Genomic DNA, 19,206 nt, shown 5'->3' with positions numbered 1-19,206 from the left:
AAAACAGGGAAAACCCCATGGATGTTTCAAGACCTGATAACGCGCACTTTAGGGATTACAGATTTCTCCACTGTGATCACCTTCTTTCGGTCCCTGCGAACACAGATCGTAATCCTTGCCTTCGCGGTCCGAAGGGGCGCGGTAGGTGTAAGGGTGTTTCCACGGATCGAGGGGAACGGTTCCACCTTTCAGGTAAGGGCCATTCCAGTTTTCTGCACCGGACGGGCGATGGATCAGAGCATCCAGACCATCTTCCGTTGAAGGATAGCTGCCGGCATCCAGTTTGTACATGTCGAGCACCGTGCCGATGCGGGCGATGGATTGCTGAGCGACAGACAGTCTGGCTCCTCCAAGTTGGCGGAGGGCTGCAGGGGCTACAAGTCCGACAAGAAGGCCGAGTATCGCCAGTACCACCAGAATTTCCAGAAGTGTAAAGCCGGCATCGTCCCGGTCGGTATGGTTTTCAACATGTGACATTTTTGTGCCAGAGCTTTCGCTGTTCGATCATGAGGCGTTAATATACGCACTCGCCATCTTCGGAACAGGTCCGTATATTAAACAAAAATAAAATTTAGGCTGTGAGCGTTCGCTGTAGCCTATTTCAGGAAAGGTCTTCATGCCCGCTCCCCTGCTTGCGTGTATGGTTGCCGCAGCAATCCGTTATGACATTCCCCCCCGTGTCCTGCCTGCCATATGGGAAGTGGAACGAGGCGCGAACGGTGTGGTCAGCCGTAACAAGGATGGCTCCTCGGATATGGGGCTCATGCAGATCAATACCCGGTGGATACAGCCGATCACGGAGCTGACCCGCATGCCGGCCGTTCAGGTGGCGGCGCGGCTGGTGTCGGACGGATGCTTCAATATCGCGGCTTCCGCCATGATCATGCGGACATATCTGAATGAAACCCACGGAGATCTGATGAAGGCGGTGGGAAATTATCATTCGCATACGCCCATGCTGAATGAAGCCTATCAGAAAAAGATCATACAACAGGCTTGGAAACTGTTTCCCGCGCAGGCAAATCCCTGAGTGTTGTGAGAACTATGCTCCGTTTGTGAATTCCTGGGTTGTGTTTTCCATTCCGTGCATGGAATAAAAAATCATGTAATATCAGGGTAACCGGTGAGAGCACATGCTCTCTGGATGCAAGACGGATCTGATATGCTGCATGATGTCCAGAATTCCTATCCACCGTCACTCTGGTATGACACCGCCGGACAGGCTCCGACTTTTGGGCAACTGACAGGTTATGACCGTCATTATGATGTGGCGATTGTCGGGGGGGGATATACGGGACTTTCCACGGCGCTTCATCTTGCGGAAAAAGGCCTGAGTTGCGCGGTTCTGGAAAGTCACGGCATTGGCTGGGGCGCTTCCGGCCGCAACGGCGGGCAGGTTATTGCGGGACTGAAATATGACCCGGATGACCTCATTGCACATTTTGGAACAGATCTAGGCAATGCCATGATCAGAAGTACAGGTGGCGCTGCCAATACCGTTTTCGATTTGATTGGGCGTTATAATATTGCCTGCAATGCCGTGCATAATGGCTGGATTCAGGCGGCACACTGTGAAAAAGCGCTGGCGAAATTGCGGATCAAGGCAGCGCAGTGGGCGGCACGGGGCACAGTGACCGAGATTCTGGATGCGAAGCGTATCGCCGATCTGACGGGAGCGCAGGGTTATAACGGTGGCTGGCTCGACCCTCGTGGCGGCAAAATTCAGCCATTGATGTACGCCTTCGGATTGGCGAAAGCAGCCGCTTCTCTCGGGGCGGACATCTTTGTTAACAGCGCAGTGAAAACCATGATGCGCTCGGCAGGTCAGTGGCGGCTCGGTACGGGACAGGGCAACCTGATGGCCAAACAGGTTGTGCTGGCGACGAATGGTTATACGGATGGCCTGTGGCCTCGTTTGCGGGAAACTGTTGTCCCGGCCTACTCCATCCAGGTTTCAACAGAGCCGCTGTCGCCAGAAATAAGGAAAACCATTCTGCCGGACGGGCAGGGGCTGTCGGAAACGCGTCGTATCCTGCGGTACAGTCAGGTCGATGCGCACGGGCGACTGGTCATGGGAACGCGTGGTCCTGCTCATGATGAGGCCACTTACAAAGATGCTGCAACGCTTGTGAAGGCCATGCATGAGCTTTTCCCGCAAATCGGCAAACCACGTCTTGATCACGTCTGGGTTGGAAGGGTGGGCATGACAGCCGATCATTTCCCTCATCTGCATCAGCCAGCCGAAGGCGTGCATGTGGCCCTGGGATATAACGGTCGTGGTGTTGCCATGGCGACCGTAATGGGGCGCATGCTGGCACAGAGAGTGCAGGGCGCTTCTGCTCTGGAGATCGGTTTTCCCGTTACGCCTCTCAAGCCAATTGCCCTCCATCGTTTTTCCGGTCTGGGAGTGCTGGCGTATGGGCAGTGGTATGGTCTTCTGGACAGGCTGAAAGTCTGACGCATCAGTTCCTGCTGCAACGGGTATGACAGCTCAGTCTGCTTAAAGTGATGTGACGTCATCACAAAGCAATCAAGGCATGATTAGCGTTTTGTGAAGTCATCCTGCATATCAAAATTACGGATTGGGTGGATTATAAGACTAAGAAATCAGTAACTTTTTGTTCAGCGCATTAAGGCAAAATCGGGAGGAAAACGAAATCCCGCGCGGGGACGTTCACTTCAAGGGTGCCTGAAAATGTCGCTGCATTGGCTGCTGTACGTCGCGCCAGCACGTAAGAAAATTTACTTTGTCATGTCCGTTCCGATTGTTCTGTCCATAATGGAACTGGGGGTGGGCCTGTTCTGGCTGCAAGCTGGCGCAATTACCAAGGCAGATTCGTTTCTGGTAGCCGGAAGCACGGCTCAGATTCTGCTTTTGATGCTGGTGACGTATGTCCTTGTGCGCACGATAGCGATGCCCATTGAAAAAATCATTATTTCAACAGAAAAAATTGTATCAGGCGATCTTGACGCCACTATTCCCTATCAGCACAGAAAGGACTGCATAGGTCGCCTAGCAAAGGGGCTGACATGCTTCCGTGATCAGGCACTGGAGAATGTCCGTCGCCATCAGGAGGCGCTTGAGCAGTCTCAGGCGGCAGCTGCCAGGCAGAAAGAGCTTGCCGCAAAAAGCAACGAGATGCAGCAGCAGACCGAAAATCTTATGGGTGAACTGATGAAGGGCATGAAGCGCCTGTCGTCAGGAGATCTGAGTTTTCGGTATACAGAAACGTTTCTTCCAGAATATGAAATGTTCCGGAAAGATTTCAATGCGGTCGCCGAGAGATTTTCAAGCACGATCGGAAGGGCGGCATCCAGTGCATCCACAATTGCGGATAGCTGTTCAGAAATAGCTCTGGCTTCTGATGATCTGGCGCGGCGTACCGAACATCAGGCTGGCAGCCTCGGTGAAATTGCCAATGCAGTGAATACGTTGACGCAGCGTGTCCAGAAAACCGCTCGGGATGCGTTGAATGCCCGTAAAGCGACAGCTGGAGCCCGTGAACAGGCTTCAGAATCTGCGTCGGTTGTGCAATCTGCGGTCAAAGCCATGCATGAGATTGAGGAATCTTCCACCAAAGTTGCAGATATTCTTGGTGTGATGGATGAGATCGCTTTCCAGACTAATCTGCTTGCATTGAATGCCGGGGTTGAGGCGGCCCGTGCGGGTGAGGCAGGGCGTGGGTTCGCTGTAGTGGCGACAGAAGTGCGCTCTCTGGCGCAGCGCTCTGCCGTTTCGGCCAAGAATATCAAGGAACTGATCGCACTTTCCAGTCGTCAGGTTTCGACAGGTGTGACGCTTGTCAGTCAGACGGGGGTGGCGCTTTCAAAAATTTCAGAAAATGTTGAGATCGTTTCAGAAATTATTGATTCTATTTCTTCATCTGCACAGGAACAGGCGGAAAATCTCAGTCGTATTAATGGTTCACTGGGAGAAATGGATCAGGCGACCCAGCAGAATGCTGCGATGGTCGAAGAGACAACGGCAGCAAGTCACAGCCTCACTCATGAAGTGCAGGATCTGGCGAAAGCTGTATCAGAGTTCAGTCTGAGTAAGAAATTTGTAAAAAATATGGGCGAGACCGCACGGAATACGCGATCTTTACAGATAAAGACGGAGGCAGCGCCCATTTCTCTGCCTGCGCCGAATACAGCAGCGGCTGCCCGTCATACAGTTTCTGATGATGGCTGGGAAGATTTCTGATCTTTCGAATTCGCTCTGACAATAATAAGGATCGTCTAATGCCTGCTACCATCATGATTGTCGATGACTCCCGGACAATGCGCGACATGCTACATCGAACTCTTGAAGGAGCGGGCTACCTGGTGGTCGAGGCTGTCGATGGAAAAGATGGACTGGAGACATTGAATCGTCTTCCAGCGCCCCCGGCTGCCATTATTTCTGATATTAATATGCCCAATCTGGATGGATACGGTTTTATTTCTGGTGTTCGTTCTCAGGAAGTTATGGAAAAAACGCCTATTCTTGTGCTGACAACCGAGACTGACCCAGCCAAAAAAGAACGGGCAAAAAAAGCCGGTGCGACAGGATGGATCGTGAAGCCGTTCGCTCCTGCAATTCTCCTGAAGGCCATTGAGCGCGTTACGGCCTGAGTAAGCGGAGGCGAGCCATGGATGAGCTTGATGCCATCAAACCCATATTTTTCGAAGAATGCTCGGAACAGCTTGTTGAGCTTGAACGGGCTCTAGCGGTTCTTGAATCCGGCGAGGCTGATCAGGAAACGGTTAATAGTGCGTTCCGTGCTGTTCATTCGATCAAAGGGGGCGCCGGCTCTTTTGGTATGACTGAACTTGTGAGGTTTGCGCATGTATTTGAAACAGCGCTGGATCTTCTGCGTTCCAATAAGATTGAACCTACGCAGGAAGTACTTAACATCTTTCTCCGTGCAACGGATATTCTCAGTGATCTGACAGCATTTGAGCAGGGGGGAGAGCCTGTAGACGAACAGCGACAGCAGGAAAGTATTCAGTCGCTTGAAAAACTTCTTCAGAAACCGGAAGTGGACAATTCTGAAGAAACGGAAGATGAGGAGGATTGGGGGCTCCCGGAAGGGTTTGTTCCAGTCCCTGTATCTGCTGATATGTTCAGCGACCCGGTTTCAGATCAAACCAGTGTAGATGGGCAGGATGATTCTACAGATGGATTTGAAATATTTGATCTTGATACGCCTCCCCAGATAAAAGAGGATGAGGAAAAAGAAAAAAAAACTGAAAAAAAACCGAAAATAGAAGAAAAAACACCTGTTATTTCAGATGGTAAAAAAACTGCCCAAGGAGGTCGTCCTGCTTCTTCCAGCAGTAATGCGCAAAGCATTCGGGTCGATGTCAACCGTATTGACCGACTGATGGATCTGGTAGGAGAGTTGGTAATCGGACAGGCGGCATTGCGTGAAGTTTTTTCTTCTTCGGAAAAGAAACACCCTCATGCTGATGCGAGTAGTAATGATCTCTCAAATGCGATGAGCAGTACGGAGCAGCTGACTCGTGATTTGCAGGATGCAATCATGGCAGTCCGTGCTCAACCGATGCGTGCGGTCTTTCAGCGTATGCAAAGGGTTGTGCGTGAGGCTGCGCATCTTGCGGGTAAAAAAGTCCATCTTGAGATGGAGGGTGAAGACACGGAAGTCGACAGGACGCTGATTGAAAAGCTGACTGATCCTCTGACGCACATGTTGCGAAATGCTGTTGATCATGGTGTGGAAAAAGAACAGGTGCGACTGGAGCAGGGTAAATCTGCGACAGGAACAATTCGATTATCTGCTGCACATAAATCCGGACGTATCGTGATCACGCTTAGCGATGATGGGGCGGGCATTAATCGTGTTCGTGTGCGTGATATTGCGGTGGAAAAGGGAATTATTTCTGCTGATGCCCAGTTGAGTGATTCTGACATCGATAATCTTATTTTCGCTCCCGGGTTTTCAACGGCGACAACCGTTACGGATCTTTCTGGCCGTGGGGTAGGAATGGATGTGGTCAAACAGGCCATTCAGGATCTGGGTGGACGAATATCCATTACTTCTGAGGCTGGAAAAGGTTCATCATTTTCCCTCAGTCTTCCGCTGACGCTGGCTGTGATGGATGGTATGCTGGTTACGGTTGCGGGTCAGCTTCTGATCCTGCCGGTCTCCTGTATTGTTGAGACAATGCAAATAAGTAAAGAGAATATATTTGTATCTGGAAATAATTCTACTGTAATTTGCGTGCGAGGTATTTTTATTCCAATTGTAGATGTTGCGAAGTCTCTTGGAATGGAAAATAGACAAGGAAATTCAAATCAACCTGTGATTCTGATTGTAGAAGATGATGCAGGAAAGATGACAGCTCTTGCGGTTAACCGCATTGAAGGTCAGATGCAGGTAGTCATAAAAAGCATAGAAAAAAATTATCGTTCAGTCAGATATGTCTCTGCGGCAACAATACTTGGTAGTGGTCGTGTCGCTTTAATACTGGATGTTCCAGAAATCGCCGCATCTGCCGAAGGCAGAATGCTGAATATGTGGACATCTGAAAATGAAAACGAATCTTCTCTTGAATGTGCGGGTAAGGTCTGATGCAAGAAAATAACACATTGCCTGTTGATTCGGGAAAAGTCATTTCATTCAACGTGGGTGAGCAGGAATACTGCGTTGATATCCTGCGTGTAAGAGAAATCAGAGGCTGGACAGAAGCAACTCCACTTCCCGGAACGCCACGCTGTATCAAAGGTGTCATCAATCTTCGTGGAATCATTGTGCCTGTTATAGATATGTGTGAACTTTTACATGTATCGAATAATGACGCCTCCAGTCGTAATGTGGTCATGGTTGTCGATGTTGAGGGCAAGACAGCTGGACTTCTGGTGTCAAAAGTCTCTGATATTCTGGATATCACTCCTGAAATGATTCAGGATGTTCCCGTCGCCAGTACTGATGAAATCGATCCACTCGTTAGCGGTCTGATTGCTTTTGATGGGCGTATGATTGGGCTTCTGCAATTGTCTGTTGTAGCAGAACAGGCTCTGGAAAACGCTTTATGATCACTCTCTCAGAGCAGAATCTCTCGGGTGGGGATATTCCTTATGAGGAATCTGATTTTAATCATATAAGAAATATTCTTAAGGAAAAGAGTGGTATCTCTTTAAGTTCTTCCAAGATGCCGCTCGTCTATTCCAGATTGTCGCGAAGGGTGCGGTTATGTTCTTTTCCTGATTTCCGGTCATACATTTCGTTCGTCAATTCCCCTTCTGGAGTTGAAGAACAGTTATGTATGATTGATGCTTTGACTACAAATGTCACTAATTTTTTTCGTGAAAAGCATCATTTCGAGCATTTCTCACAGATTGTGATGCCCGAAATAATAAAACGTGCTCAACAAGGCGAGAAAATAAGAATCTGGTCTTCTGCCTGCTCGTCAGGACAGGAGCCTTTTTCCATTGCCATGAGTGTTCTTGACTGTTTTTCGAAGGCAAATAATTACAATATCAAGATATTAGCTACTGATATTAATTATGAAATGATTGATGTTTGTCGGCGTGGTATTTATTCCACAGCAGAGACTGAGTCTATTCCAGAAAATTTTTTAAACAAATGGGCAAGGAAAAGAGGAAATGAGATTCATTTTTCTGACGATGTAAAGGATCTTATCAGTTTTAAAAATTTGAATCTTTTGGATCCATGGCCCATGCAGTGCCAGTTTATCTCTATTTTTTGTCGTAACGTCGCTATTTATTTTGATCGTGCTACGCAGAATATCTTGTGGCGTCGACTTTCTGATGCGCTTCTTCCGGGCGGTTATTTATACATTGGACATTCGGAAAAAATACCAACCGAAACTGTGCCGGATATAACCGCGTGCAGATGTCCTACAACGTACAGGAAAGATATATGACTAAAAAAGTACGTGTCATTATTGTAGATGATTCCAAAACGGGTCGTGCTTTCATTGCTGCAGCCTTACGTCGGGATCCGGACATTGAAATTACAGGAATGGCGGCTGACCCACTGGAGGCGAGGGATCTCATTATTAAGGATCAGCCGGATGTGATTACCCTTGATATTGAAATGCCTAATATGAATGGGCTGCAATTTCTCGAAAAGATTATGAGAATGCGCCCTATTCCTGTTGTTATGGTTTCAAGTCTTACTGCTCGTGGAGCGGAAACATCCATAGAAGCACTGCAGCTTGGAGCATTTGACTGTTTCCCAAAACCAGCATCTTTTGCGGGTATAGATGCTTATGCTGGCCTCGTACCGTTGGTAAAAGCTGCTGCTGGGTCAATATCAGGACGAACGTCTTCAAAAAACAGTATTCTGAATAACAAAACATCACAGAGGAGGGTTGTGTCGCCTGAAGTGATTGCTATTGGCGCCTCAACAGGAGGCGTTGAAGCGTTGGGAGCTATTCTGCCACGTTTACCATCGACTTTTCCGCCTGTCATGATAACGCAACACATGCCCCCGCTTTTTACGGCAAGTCTGGCTACACGTTTGAATCAGATGTGTGATATTACGCTACAGGAAGCAGAAGATGGTGTTCCTCTGGAAAATGGGCATGCTTATATTGCACCCGGAGGAACCCGGCATCTGCACCTGAAAAAAATGGGGGGACGGCTCTTTACGAGTCTGGATGAAGGCGATCCTGTTTCAGGACATCGTCCGTCTGTTGATGAACTTTTTAGGTCTGTTGCCCAGTGTTCCGGCGCGTCCTCGGTGGGAGTTATTCTGACCGGCATGGGACGTGATGGTGCAGAGGGTCTGTTGGAAATGAGGAGTGCTGGTGCCTATACTCTGGGGCAGAGCGCTGCATCCTGTGTTGTCTATGGAATGCCGAAAGCCGCGGTGGAGGTCGGGGCTGTTGAACGCATGGTTCCCCTGAGTTCCATGGCGGAGATGCTGATTTCATATTGCAAGTCTGAAAACGGAGGTTTTGTCTGATGCCTGATTCTGCTTCAATTCATGTGATGATTGTCGATGATCAGACATCCATTCGCGCTATCCTGCGCAATAGTCTGGCCCAACTTGGTATAATTAACGTTTCTGAAAGAAAAAATGGCAAAGATGCCTTGGAGCATCTTTCTCAAAATTCCGTAAATCTTATCATTTCAGATTTTAATATGCCTGAAATGAATGGTCTGGAATTATTGAAAGCTGTCAGAGCCAATCCACGAACCGCAAAAACTGCTTTTATCATTTTGACTGGTGAAGCCAGCAAAGAACTCGTTCAGGAAGCCGTAAAAGCGGGCGTTAACAACTTTCTGGCGAAACCCTATACAGTTGGTAAATTGAAAGCGGCAATGGAAGCCGTTTTCGGTACTATTGTATGACCACAGAAATTTTTTTCCATGCTTGATGCCGACACGATTTTGGTGACGCAGGGTGAGATGTTCATATCCTGCGATCCCAACGTGATCATGACGACACTTGTGGGTTCATGTATCTCTGCGTGTATGTTTGATAGTGTGGCAAGAATTGGTGGAATGAATCACTTTCTTTTGCCGGATGGGAGTGAGATTTCAGCAACCAGTAGGTTGTCATATGGTTTTTACGCCATGGAATGTCTGATCAATGGTCTTGTGAAGCAGGGGGCCATGAAAAGTCGTTTATGCTGTAAATTGTTCGGGGGCGCCAATATTCGCGCTAACCTGGGCGATATTGGCACGCGCAATGCTACATTTGCGACTGATTTTCTGAATAGTGAGGGTATTTCCTGTGTCGGCTCCAGCCTGGGAGGCGATAGGGGGCGTAGAATACGTTTCTGGCCTGTGACAGGTCGGGCCCAGCAGCTTATGATTCGTGATGATAATATCGCCAATCGTGAGATGGAGACCGCGCGAAAGGATCTATTGCGTCGCCGTGATTCGGCTGCACAGGAAGTGGAATTTTTCTGAATGAATGAAACGTCTTTGAATATTTCAGATTTTCTCTTTCGTGCTGGGAAGGTTTCCGAACACATTGAATGTCTTCTGATCGCATTGCAGGACAGATTGACTCAGCGTGGGTCTGACGAGTGTTCTGAACTGCAAAATCTTGATCTGGCGACGCAGTTGGCGGCTGAACTGGCGGATCTTTTGAGGCGGCTGTCACTTGACAATCATGTCATGGCGGCCGGTCAGCCAAGTAATTTGGCCGCGATTATCGAGCCTGTGAAACTTGATGCTGTTTCCAGCATTCTGGGTGGTGAAAGCCTGCCAACACAGCAGGCCTCTTCTGAAGTCGAACTGTTTTAGAAGCCGACTTATAAAACAGGCGGTTCAGGGCGGAAAGTGGCCGAGAGAGGAGCCTCACTCCTCTGCAGAAGCCTCTTCCAGTTCACCCTGAACAGTGAACCATTCCTCTTCCGCTTTTTCCTCGTCTTTCTTGATCGTCGCCAGTTTCATGGTCAGCTTGGTGACGTCATCGCCGGCAGACGCTTCATACAGCGCGGGATCAGCCAGTCGCGCTTCGACTTTCGCCCGTTCAGCCGCCAGCTTTGCGACCTTGGCTTCAGCCTCTTTTACCTTCTTGCGTAAGGGCGCGAGCGCTTTGCGTGCCTCGGCACGTTCTCGACGTTCTTCCTTCTTGCCCGACGATGTGTCTGCCTCCCGGCCAGATGCACTCCGTGCAGCAGCGCGGGACTGCTCCAGCAACCATGTGCGATATTCAGCCATATCGCCTTCAAACGGCGTGACCTTTCCGTCTCCGACCAGCCAGAGACGGTCAGCGACCATTTCCACCAGATGCGGGTCATGACTGATCAGCAGGACCGCGCCTTCAAATTCGGATAGAGCCCGCACGAGAGCATCCTTGGCGTCGAGATCAAGATGGTTGGTCGGTTCGTCAAGGATCAGCAGCTGCGGTGCGTCACGGGTGGCGAGCGCGAGGAGCAGTCGGGCCTTTTCGCCACCGGAAAGCTCGGACACCTTTGTTTCGGCTTTGCCGGCATCAAGTCCGAAACGGGCGAGCTGCGAGCGTACTTCAGTTGGCAGCGCCTTCGGTAAGGCGCGCGCCATGTGATCGATGGGCGTGTCACTCATGACCAGTTCTTCCGCCTGATGCTGGGCGAAATAACCGACCTTCAGACGAGGGCTGTGGTTTACGGTGCCGGACATCGGCTCAAGCCGTCCGGCGACCAGCTTGGCGAATGTCGATTTACCGTTGCCGTTCGCGCCAAGCAGGGCGATGCGGTCTTCCATGTCCAGCCGGAGCGACAGGTTGGAAAGGATCGCCTTGCCGTCATAACCAATGGTCACACGGTCCATGGTCAGCATCGGTGGGGGCAGGGGCTCCGGTTCCGGGAATTCGAAGCGTGTCGGCGTGTCTTCCACCACGCTGTCGATCACGGGCAGCTTTTCGAGCGCCTTGATACGGGCCTGAGCCTGCTTCGCTTTGGTCGCCTTGGCGCGGAAACGGTCGACGAAGGACTGCATGTGCGCCCGTCGGGCAGCCACCTTTTCAGCGGCGCGAGCCTGCTGGAGCGCCTGTTCGGTGCGGATGCGGACAAACTCCTCATAGCCGCCCGGTGTCAGCGACAGCTTGCCACGATCGAGGTGGGCGATGGCGTCGACGCAGGCGTCGAGCAGGCCACGGTCATGACTGACGATCAGCGCTGCGCCACCAAAGCGTGTGAGCCAGCCTTCGAGCCAGAGAGTCGCTTCGAGATCGAGATGGTTCGTCGGCTCGTCAAGCAGCAGCAGATCGGGTTCAAGGAACAGCGCGGTCGCAAGTGACACGCGCATCCGCCAGCCGCCGGAGAAGTCGGAAACCGGGCGGGCCTGCGCTTCCGCATTGAAGCCGAGGCCGGAGAGGATGCTGGCGGCGCGGGCAGGGGCGCTGTCGGCGTTGATGGCGATCAGCCGTTCGTGCACTTCGGCGATGCGTTGCGGGTCGGTCGTGGTTTCCGCTTCGGCAAGCAACGACGCGCGTTCCGTGTCACCTGCCAGAACCGTTTCCACGAGCGAGGCCGGGCCGGAAGGGGCTTCCTGTTTCACCCGTCCCATGCGGGCGCGGGAAGACAGGCGGATCGAGCCGCCATCAGGCTGGATATCGCCAGCGATGGCGGCAAGGAGAGTGGATTTTCCTGCACCGTTACGGCCGATCAGGCCCACCTTGCGTCCCGGTTCGATGGACAGATTCGCCTGATCCAGCAGGGTGCGACCGGCAATGCGGAGTGTCAGATCATGGATGACAAGCAGGCTCACGGGACTCTCATATTCAGGATGGGCAGGTTGGCAACGCGTTAAAAGTTTGTCTCGCCATAGCATCCAATGCAGCAAAGCCCTACCCGAGACGCCGAGAATGCTCTAGAGGGCATTCATCCGCGGGATGGTCCGCGAAGCCGGTTCCGTCTCCGGGCGGGACACACAGACTATCGGGAGCCACACATGGCCGTAGAACGCACCCTTTCCATCATCAAGCCTGATGCAACCCGTCGCAACCTGACCGGCAAGATCAACGCCGTGTTCGAAGACAACGGTCTGCGCATCGTTGGCCAGAAGCGCGTTCAGCTGAGCGAAGCTCAGGCAGGCGCATTCTACGCCGTGCACAAAGAGCGTCCGTTCTACGGTGAGCTGGTGTCCTTCATGATCTCAGGTCCGGTCGTTCTGCAGGTTCTCGAAGGCGAGAACGCAGTTGCCAAGAACCGCGAAGTCATGGGCGCGACCGACCCGAAGAAGGCCGAGCCGCAGACCATCCGCGCACAGTTCGCCGAGAGCATCGAAGCCAACTCCGTGCACGGCTCCGACAGCGCCGAGAACGCAGCGAACGAAATCCGCTTCTTCTTCGCCGAGACGGAAATCCTGCCGTAAGTCAGACTGACTGATAGCCTGTCCTGCCTTTTGCGGTCTTTCCTTGAGATGAGATCAGGAAAGGCGGGGCTGGCGCATGTCATGAGCCGGCAAGCAGGCGATCCTGTCGGCTGAGTTTTTCCGGCTTATTCCGAGTTGGCTGGACAAGGCCGCGCCGGTATCCGGAAAATGGCAGTCAGCTCCACTTAGGGGAGTTGATAGAGGTCCGGCTCTGAGTGGGGCGGATAAGTTGCAGGGCGGCGACCGTCGATGTCTTCCTCTGATGAGACGGGTTCATCTCCCCGTTCACGCCATATCCTGACCAGCACCGGCTGGAACATTATCGGCCGTATTGCGCCGGTTTTTGTCGCCATTCTTGTGACCCCTCGACTGATCCATCTGCTTGGTCTGTCGCGCTGGGGTATTTTCACCATCGCCTTAAGCCTGATCAGCACTCTCGGAATTTTCGACCTGGGACTGGGCCGTGCGCTCACCCGTGCGATTGCCGATCGTCCTGAAGGGAAGACCACGCCCGAGACGGCGGACCTGATCTTCACTGGTAGCGCCATGATGGGACTCATGGGTGGTCTGGGTGGTCTCGTCGCCGCCGGACTGGTGGGGCTGTGGGTCGATCACGGGTTAAAGATTGCACCGGAATTGCATTCCGAAGTGCTCTGGTCGTTGTGGATATTCTGCGCCACCGGCCCTCTGCTGATGATCAATGCCGCATTCTGGGGCGTCTTTACTGGCTACAATTCATTCCGAACCGTCAATCTGATTACCATCCCGGTTTCAGTCGCCTATTACGTTGCCCCTGTAATTGTTCTGTATGTTTGGAACAGCCTTATCGGCGTCATGCTGGCGATCTTCGCCTGCAGGCTGTGGCTCACATTCGCCTATGCACGATCCCTGCTGCATCTGGTTCCGGCATTAAAGCATGCCCGTTTTCGCGGTTATCTGCTGAAACCACTGCTGCGGATCGGCGGATGGATGACGGTTTCCAATCTTGCCTTTCCGATCCTGAATTATGTCGACCGTTTTATGATCGCCAGTGTCGTCTCGGCTGCTGCGACCAGTTTTTATACCACTCCCGCCGATGTCGTGACGCGCTTCAACATGCTGAGTTCGTCCGTCAGCGCCTCATCCTTTCCCGCTCTGGCCTCTTCATGGCGGCGTGAGCCGGAGCGCGCATCGGAAATTTATTGCACGAGTGTGCTGGCGGTCAGTGCTCTGCTGTTTCCGCCGTGCCTGATTACGGCCCTGTTCAGCCATACCTTTCTGTCGCTGTGGATCGATGCTTCGTTCGCTGATCACAGCGCGATGATCATGAAATTCCTGTGCGTCGGAGTCTTTCTGAGTGGCGTCGATTCCATTGCGTCGGGACTGCTGGATGCGATCGGCCGACCGGATGTGAACGCCCGTTTTTCCATCGGCGAAATCATTTTTTATCTGCCTGTCCTCTATCTTTCATTGATTTATTTCGGTGTGCCGGGAGCAGCCTGTGCATGGGCTGTCAGGATCTGTGCTGATTACGGTGTACGCTCTCTGGTGAGTGTCCGGTTCTACGCGCCTCTGAAGCCTGCAATCCTGCGCGTTCTGCCCGCGACAGTTTCCGGTGCAGCGTTGCTGATTGCAGCTATGGTCGGCGTTTCGTCTGCTATGGCCGCGGGAGAGATGTTTCTGTCTCTGCTGATTTTCTACGCGGTTCTGTGGTTTGGTTGTCTGAACCACGGTGAGCGTGGAGCCTTCCTGTCATTCTCCAGAAAAATAAAGAAACGGGTTGGTATAAATATATAAATTTTATGCTTATTTCAGCCTGTTGTGAGAATAATTCAGGTGTGCAAGGCTGTTGATTGGTAATTCCGAGGTTGCGGTTGCCTGTTTTCCTGACTGTGATAAATGTGGATGGCGGTCATTTATTGCCTAAAGGAAAACCGATATGCGTAATCTTTCCGCTGATGAACTGAATAGTGTTTCTGGTGGCAGAGGCTTTCTGTTGAACGGCCTCTCCAACATTTTTGCAGACGCGCAGAATGCCGTCCAGCATGCTGAGACTGACGTTTCCAACGCAGGTGCGAAAGTGCAGACGGCGCTTTCCGGTAATGCCGGCCTTGCCAGCATCGCAAACACCATCTTCAAGGATGCTTCCGGCGTGCTATCCGCTGTCGATAAAGGCCTCGGTAATCTGAGTTCAATCGCTGCCAATACAAAAGTGACTGTCACCACGACAGCCTGATCCATCAGATCCGGAAGAGGCGGTGATGCCGATGACCGCCAGTTCGTCGCCATTCCGGGCATGATGCATTTTTCATGATTCACTGGGTGAGAAGCGCTTGAGCGCGTCCTTTATTCCGGTGAGTCATGTCTGAATTATCATTTTTCGATTTTACGACAATACCAATTCGCTGCCGTCGTCCGGCAGTGTGATCCATGCCGTGACATGGCTGTCCCTCCGGATACGACGTTGACAGAAGCCTCCGGTTTCGCAGAGGCTTGCTAGATGGTCGACGCCTCATCACCAGCCGGGCAGTCCGAACAGGGCCCAACAGTCTACACGTTTCCCGGCAAATCCTTGCTGAACCGTGAAGAGGCGGCCCGTTATCTTGGGATTACGCCGCTTCGACTAAGACTGCTTGATATCGCACGCTGCGGTCCGATTTCACTGTCTCCGGGGCGTTATCGCATTGATGCGCTTGATCTTTACAGAAGCGAGTTGTTTCTCAAGGCGGCACTTCCGGTTGAAGAGGCCTCCCGTCGCGCCATACTGGCGCAGGCGAAGATCGATAGTGATCATTTCGAGCCAGATCCGTTCATGGAAATGGCGACACAGCATGACTTGCGTGACGTTATGGCGTTCATCGGTGGACGCGTCGCCATTATCGGCGGGCTGGTCATTGTCGTTCTGTCGCACACCCCCTTATCCCGGATTCTGACGCATACGCTGAAATAAGGCGGTCTTCCGAATGGAAGCTTCTTCCGCAACAGGCGGAATATGGTGTTCGCTGACGGTGGATGCTGTCTTATTCAAGAGGTCTAAAGGGTCAGATTGGGCAGACTCTGAGCCCACGGAAAGAGCATCTGGAAGTTGTCACAATAGTAACATAAACAGGTGTACACTCGTTCGAAGCGCAGTGCGTTCGGATTTTGGTATAAAAACGTGGAACGATCATGAATAGCAAAACAGGTCTTGGACGTCGTCTGTTCGGATTGTCCGTTTTGGGGAGCGGACTGACCGGTCTTGTAAAGGTCGCTCTCGGAGAAACGCCAAAGACGCCACCGCCTGAGCCGATTCCGAAAGCCGCCTTGCCGAAAGCCTCTCCAGAAGCGGCGGCGCGCAAGAACAGAGGCAACCCGCGCACACTGTGTTATGTTGGCGGCTACACCAGATCTGGTCCGGCCGATGCGAATGCCAAGGGTATTACACTGTTCGAAATGAACGCGGAAACCGGTGTTCTGACCCAGCTTGGCCAGATTACTCCCGCAGACAATCCTTCCTTCCTCGCTCTGTCTACGGATCACCGGTTCCTCTATGTCGTCAATGAGATCAGTGATTTCGAAGGGCAGAAGAGCGGATCAGCAACGGCCTATTCGATTGATCAGCGGACTGGCGTCATCACAAAGCTGAATACTGTCGCGACGGGTGGAGCTGACCCTGCCTTTCTGAGCGTGCATCCATCCGGTCGTTATCTGCTGGTCGCCAATTATACCGGAGGCAGCGCTGCCGTTATCCGGATCGAGTCCGATGGAAGCCTCGGCGAACTGTCCGATCTTGTGCGCAATACCGGCCCCAAAATGCCGGAGCGGGCGAAAGACAACCCTCCGGGCAACTATGCGGTCAGTGACCATTCTGCATCTCACATGCACATGATTCAGGCTGACGTGGCGGGTCGTTTCATCATTGGCTGCGATGCGGGGCTGGACCGTGTCTATGTCTGGAAACTGGATCCGGAGAAGGGCGTTCTGACACCGGCAGCAACGCCCTGGCTGACAATGGAACCCGGCTCGGCGCCGCGTCATTTCTGCTTCAGCCCCAATGGCAAGGTCATCTATATTCTGGGCGAGCAGGATTCCCGTGTCATCGTCGCTGATTATGATCAGGAAACAGGGGCGATGTCCGTGCGTCAGACGGCGTCGACCGTGACGGCGAAATTCCGTGGCAGCACGCTTGCAGCTGAAATAGGTCTGCATCCTACTGGCAAGTTTCTGTATGTCACCAACCGTCTGGGTGATTCCATCGCCTGCTTCCGGGTGAAAGATGATGGGTCCATCGAGCTTTTTGACGAAGTATGGGAACGCGCCAATTATGGTCGTTCCTTTGCGTTCGATCCATCCGGCAAGTTCCTGTTCGTCGCCAATCAGCGTAGTGATTCCATCACCTCATGGCGCGTGAATCCTGATACCGGTAATCTGGATTTCACCTGGAACTTTACGCCGACTGGCACGCCCAGTGCTTTTGCCTTTCTTACTCTGGATAATGTCTGATTCAGAAAAACTGTTTCCGGAACTGTTCTGTAAAAATCCCCACGCCAGATTTTCCGGTGTGGGGATTTTCTTGTTGCAAGACATGAATATCCCAGAAGTGTTGGGTAAAGCTTTTTCAAAAAAGCTTCGTAGAGCATCGTCTTCTGAAAGGAGCAATGCTCGGACTTCATCAATACTTTCAGTAATGCGGATCGTAAGCCTGTTTCTCGATCCATGCTCTTATGTCGTTCGGCCTGTCTACCCGCGCCATGCCCCTGTCGAAAATGAACTCTGCAAGACGGACAGCAGATGTCATGGAAACGTCGATGATGTCTGTCTGTGGAGGGAATAACCTGCCGCGTTCCAGTGCGATTTCATCGACCTGATCGGTCAGAGCTTTGGCGGCTTCAATAATCAGTTCATCAGTGATGATCTCAGGATGTGTCGCATACACAGCAAGACCGAGGCCGGGGAAAATATAGAAATTATTCGCCTGTCCCGGATAGAAAACCTTGCCGTCGATTTCGACGTTGGGAAACTGGATGCCGCCGGCGAAAAGCGCTCGTCCTTCCGACCAGGTGTATGCTTCCTCCGCCGTGCATTCCGCGTTTATTTCCGGCAGTGACAGGGAAAATATGATGGGCCGTTCATTCAGTGTCGCCATCTCCTTGATGACGGCCTGATTGAAGGCGCCACCGCAGGTTGAAACGCCGATCAGAACCGTTGGCCGGGTATTTTTGATTGTGGCGAGAAGATCCTTTGTCGGAGCAGCATCTTTCGCAAAGCGCTTCTGCTCGGGGAGGAGGTCTGTGCGGGATGTTTCCAGAAGACCCTCCACATCCATCAGGGTGATGCGTTCGCAGGCCTGCTCGTCGGTCAGTCCTTCCAGCTTCATGGCGGAAACCAGCATATCGGCCGTGCCCAGACCGGATGACCCTGCTCCGAGAAACAGATAGCGCTGTTCGGAGAGTTTTTCCTTCTTGACGCGAAGAGCAGTCACCAGACCGGCGAGCGTGACCGCAGCCGTGCCCTGAATATCATCGTTGTAGCACAGGACCCTGTCACGATATCTGGCAAGGTAACGCAGCGCATCCGTGCCTTTCCAGTCCTCGAAATGCAGGCAGCAGCCCGGGAAAACTTCCTGCACAGCCTGCACAAACTCCTCGACAAATTCGTCGAGTTCTTCAATCGGGGGCGGCTCGCGGCGTGCGCCCAGATAGAGTGGGTCCGCTCTCAGGGCTGCATTGGTCGTGCCGATATCAAGCTGGATGGGAAGCAGGGAGCGCGGCGGGACTGAGCCGCAGACGGTATAGAGTTGCAGCTTGCCGATGGGGATGCCCATACCGTTCACGCCGATGTCGCCAAGTCCGAGAATACGGCCGCCCGTCGTCACGCAGATCGTTCGGACATCGCTTTCCGGCCAGTTGCGGAGCACTTCCGCAATGCGGCCTTTCATGTCGAGGGTGATGTACATACCCCGAGGACGCCGGTAGATATGGCTGAACAGCTTGCAGGCCCGGGCGAGGGTAGGGGCATAGATGATCGGCACGAAACGGGCCGGGTCGGACCGCAGAACCTTGTAGAAAAGGGTCTCGTTCCGGTCCACCAGCGAGTTCAGATAGATATAGCGCTCAAGATCGTCCGGCTTGAGTTCGATATGGTGGAGCGATCGCTCCATCTGCCTGTCGAGCGTTTCAACGTGAGGCGGGATCAGCCCCTCAAGACCAAGAGTCTTCCGTTCCTCGACGGTAAAGCCTGTGCCGTGATTGACGTCGCCATCATTGAGCAGCGCCATGCCACGGAGCGAGGATTTCTGGGATGTCATGAATCAACACCTTTCTGTTCCAGTCATTGTCCCGGATCGCTTCTGTCCACAATGCTGGATTTTTTTGGTGTTGTCCAAAAAACGGATTTTATCCGGATTCGTAGTATTCTTTAGGGGTTTTCTAAGAGATTCTGGTTCCCGGAGCGACGGGATATGT

Annotated in this window: 19 protein-coding genes; 16 read left to right on the top strand and 3 right to left on the bottom strand. The window is 52.3% G+C overall.

Annotated elements, in window-relative coordinates:
- Positions 1-48 precede the first annotated feature (48 nt).
- Positions 49-477 (bottom strand): type II secretion system major pseudopilin GspG, encoded by a 429-nt coding sequence (gspG, locus tag GVI59_RS09075; RefSeq protein ID WP_173573959.1) that lies wholly within the window; start codon positions 475-477, stop codon positions 49-51.
- Between the two features lie 139 nt (positions 478-616).
- Between gspG and GVI59_RS09070 the strand changes: the two genes are divergently transcribed.
- The 11 genes from GVI59_RS09070 (at position 617) to GVI59_RS09020 (ending at position 10,228) form a co-directional block, all read left to right on the top strand.
- Positions 617-1,030 (top strand): lytic transglycosylase domain-containing protein, encoded by a 414-nt coding sequence (locus tag GVI59_RS09070; protein WP_173573958.1) that lies wholly within the window; start codon positions 617-619, stop codon positions 1,028-1,030.
- Between the two features lie 132 nt (positions 1,031-1,162).
- On the top strand, positions 1,163-2,458 hold the full coding sequence (locus tag GVI59_RS09065) for an NAD(P)/FAD-dependent oxidoreductase (protein ID WP_173573957.1): 1,296 nt from the start codon (positions 1,163-1,165) through the stop codon (positions 2,456-2,458).
- A gap of 237 nt (positions 2,459-2,695) precedes the next feature.
- Positions 2,696-4,204, top strand: coding sequence for a methyl-accepting chemotaxis protein (locus GVI59_RS09060; protein ID WP_173573956.1), 1,509 nt, complete (start codon positions 2,696-2,698; stop codon positions 4,202-4,204).
- A gap of 38 nt (positions 4,205-4,242) precedes the next feature.
- The gene (locus GVI59_RS09055; RefSeq protein ID WP_173573955.1) at positions 4,243-4,614 is read left to right on the top strand and encodes a response regulator; all 372 of its coding nucleotides are present in this window, start codon (positions 4,243-4,245) and stop codon (positions 4,612-4,614) included.
- Between the two features lie 17 nt (positions 4,615-4,631).
- Positions 4,632-6,575 (top strand): chemotaxis protein CheA, encoded by a 1,944-nt coding sequence (locus GVI59_RS09050; protein WP_173573954.1) that lies wholly within the window; start codon positions 4,632-4,634, stop codon positions 6,573-6,575.
- Positions 6,575-7,039 (top strand): chemotaxis protein CheW, encoded by a 465-nt coding sequence (locus tag GVI59_RS09045; protein ID WP_173573953.1) that lies wholly within the window; start codon positions 6,575-6,577, stop codon positions 7,037-7,039. The genes GVI59_RS09050 and GVI59_RS09045 overlap by 1 nt, the downstream gene beginning before the upstream one ends.
- Positions 7,036-7,890 carry a CheR family methyltransferase gene (locus tag GVI59_RS09040; RefSeq protein ID WP_173573952.1) on the top strand — a complete coding sequence of 285 codons (855 nt, stop codon included), beginning with the start codon at positions 7,036-7,038 and terminating at the stop codon, positions 7,888-7,890. Before GVI59_RS09045 ends, GVI59_RS09040 begins: the two co-directional genes overlap by 4 nt.
- Complete coding sequence (locus tag GVI59_RS09035; protein ID WP_173573951.1) at positions 7,887-8,936, top strand: protein-glutamate methylesterase/protein-glutamine glutaminase; 1,050 nt, start codon at positions 7,887-7,889, stop codon at positions 8,934-8,936. Before GVI59_RS09040 ends, GVI59_RS09035 begins: the two co-directional genes overlap by 4 nt.
- Positions 8,936-9,325, top strand: a complete 390-nt coding sequence (locus GVI59_RS09030) for a response regulator (RefSeq protein ID WP_173573950.1) — start codon at positions 8,936-8,938, stop codon at positions 9,323-9,325. The genes GVI59_RS09035 and GVI59_RS09030 overlap by 1 nt, the downstream gene beginning before the upstream one ends.
- Positions 9,326-9,343: 18 nt before the next feature.
- Positions 9,344-9,889 carry a chemotaxis protein CheD gene (locus tag GVI59_RS09025; RefSeq protein ID WP_173573949.1) on the top strand — a complete coding sequence of 182 codons (546 nt, stop codon included), beginning with the start codon at positions 9,344-9,346 and terminating at the stop codon, positions 9,887-9,889.
- A 96-nt stretch (positions 9,890-9,985) separates the two neighbouring features.
- On the top strand, positions 9,986-10,228 hold the full coding sequence (locus tag GVI59_RS09020; RefSeq protein ID WP_242013032.1) for a hypothetical protein: 243 nt from the start codon (positions 9,986-9,988) through the stop codon (positions 10,226-10,228).
- A gap of 54 nt (positions 10,229-10,282) precedes the next feature.
- Here GVI59_RS09020 and GVI59_RS09015 read toward each other — a convergent pair whose 3' ends face one another.
- Positions 10,283-12,178, bottom strand: coding sequence for an ATP-binding cassette domain-containing protein (locus GVI59_RS09015; protein WP_173573947.1), 1,896 nt, complete (start codon positions 12,176-12,178; stop codon positions 10,283-10,285).
- Between the two features lie 183 nt (positions 12,179-12,361).
- On the opposite strand from GVI59_RS09015, the gene ndk reads away from it, so the two are divergent.
- The 5 genes from ndk (at position 12,362) to GVI59_RS08990 (ending at position 17,245) form a co-directional block, all read left to right on the top strand.
- Positions 12,362-12,784: a nucleoside-diphosphate kinase gene (gene ndk, locus GVI59_RS09010; RefSeq protein ID WP_077812167.1), complete on the top strand. Its 423-nt coding sequence runs from the start codon at positions 12,362-12,364 to the stop codon at positions 12,782-12,784.
- Between the two features lie 249 nt (positions 12,785-13,033).
- Complete coding sequence (locus tag GVI59_RS09005) at positions 13,034-14,560, top strand: oligosaccharide flippase family protein (protein WP_173573946.1); 1,527 nt, start codon at positions 13,034-13,036, stop codon at positions 14,558-14,560.
- Between the two features lie 142 nt (positions 14,561-14,702).
- Positions 14,703-14,999 (top strand): hypothetical protein, encoded by a 297-nt coding sequence (locus GVI59_RS09000; protein ID WP_173573945.1) that lies wholly within the window; start codon positions 14,703-14,705, stop codon positions 14,997-14,999.
- Between the two features lie 264 nt (positions 15,000-15,263).
- Positions 15,264-15,713 (top strand): hypothetical protein, encoded by a 450-nt coding sequence (locus tag GVI59_RS08995; RefSeq protein WP_173573944.1) that lies wholly within the window; start codon positions 15,264-15,266, stop codon positions 15,711-15,713.
- A gap of 218 nt (positions 15,714-15,931) precedes the next feature.
- Positions 15,932-17,245 (top strand): lactonase family protein, encoded by a 1,314-nt coding sequence (locus GVI59_RS08990; RefSeq protein WP_173573943.1) that lies wholly within the window; start codon positions 15,932-15,934, stop codon positions 17,243-17,245.
- A gap of 178 nt (positions 17,246-17,423) precedes the next feature.
- On the opposite strand, the gene GVI59_RS08985 is transcribed toward GVI59_RS08990, so the two are convergent.
- Positions 17,424-19,049, bottom strand: a complete 1,626-nt coding sequence (locus GVI59_RS08985; protein ID WP_173573942.1) for an NAD-dependent malic enzyme — start codon at positions 19,047-19,049, stop codon at positions 17,424-17,426.
- Between the last annotated feature and the right edge of the window lie 157 nt (positions 19,050-19,206).

It is taken from the genome of Acetobacter sicerae (assembly GCF_011516765.1).
Classification (GTDB): domain Bacteria; phylum Pseudomonadota; class Alphaproteobacteria; order Acetobacterales; family Acetobacteraceae; genus Acetobacter; species Acetobacter sicerae.
This window is presented reverse-complemented; position numbering and strand designations above follow the sequence as displayed.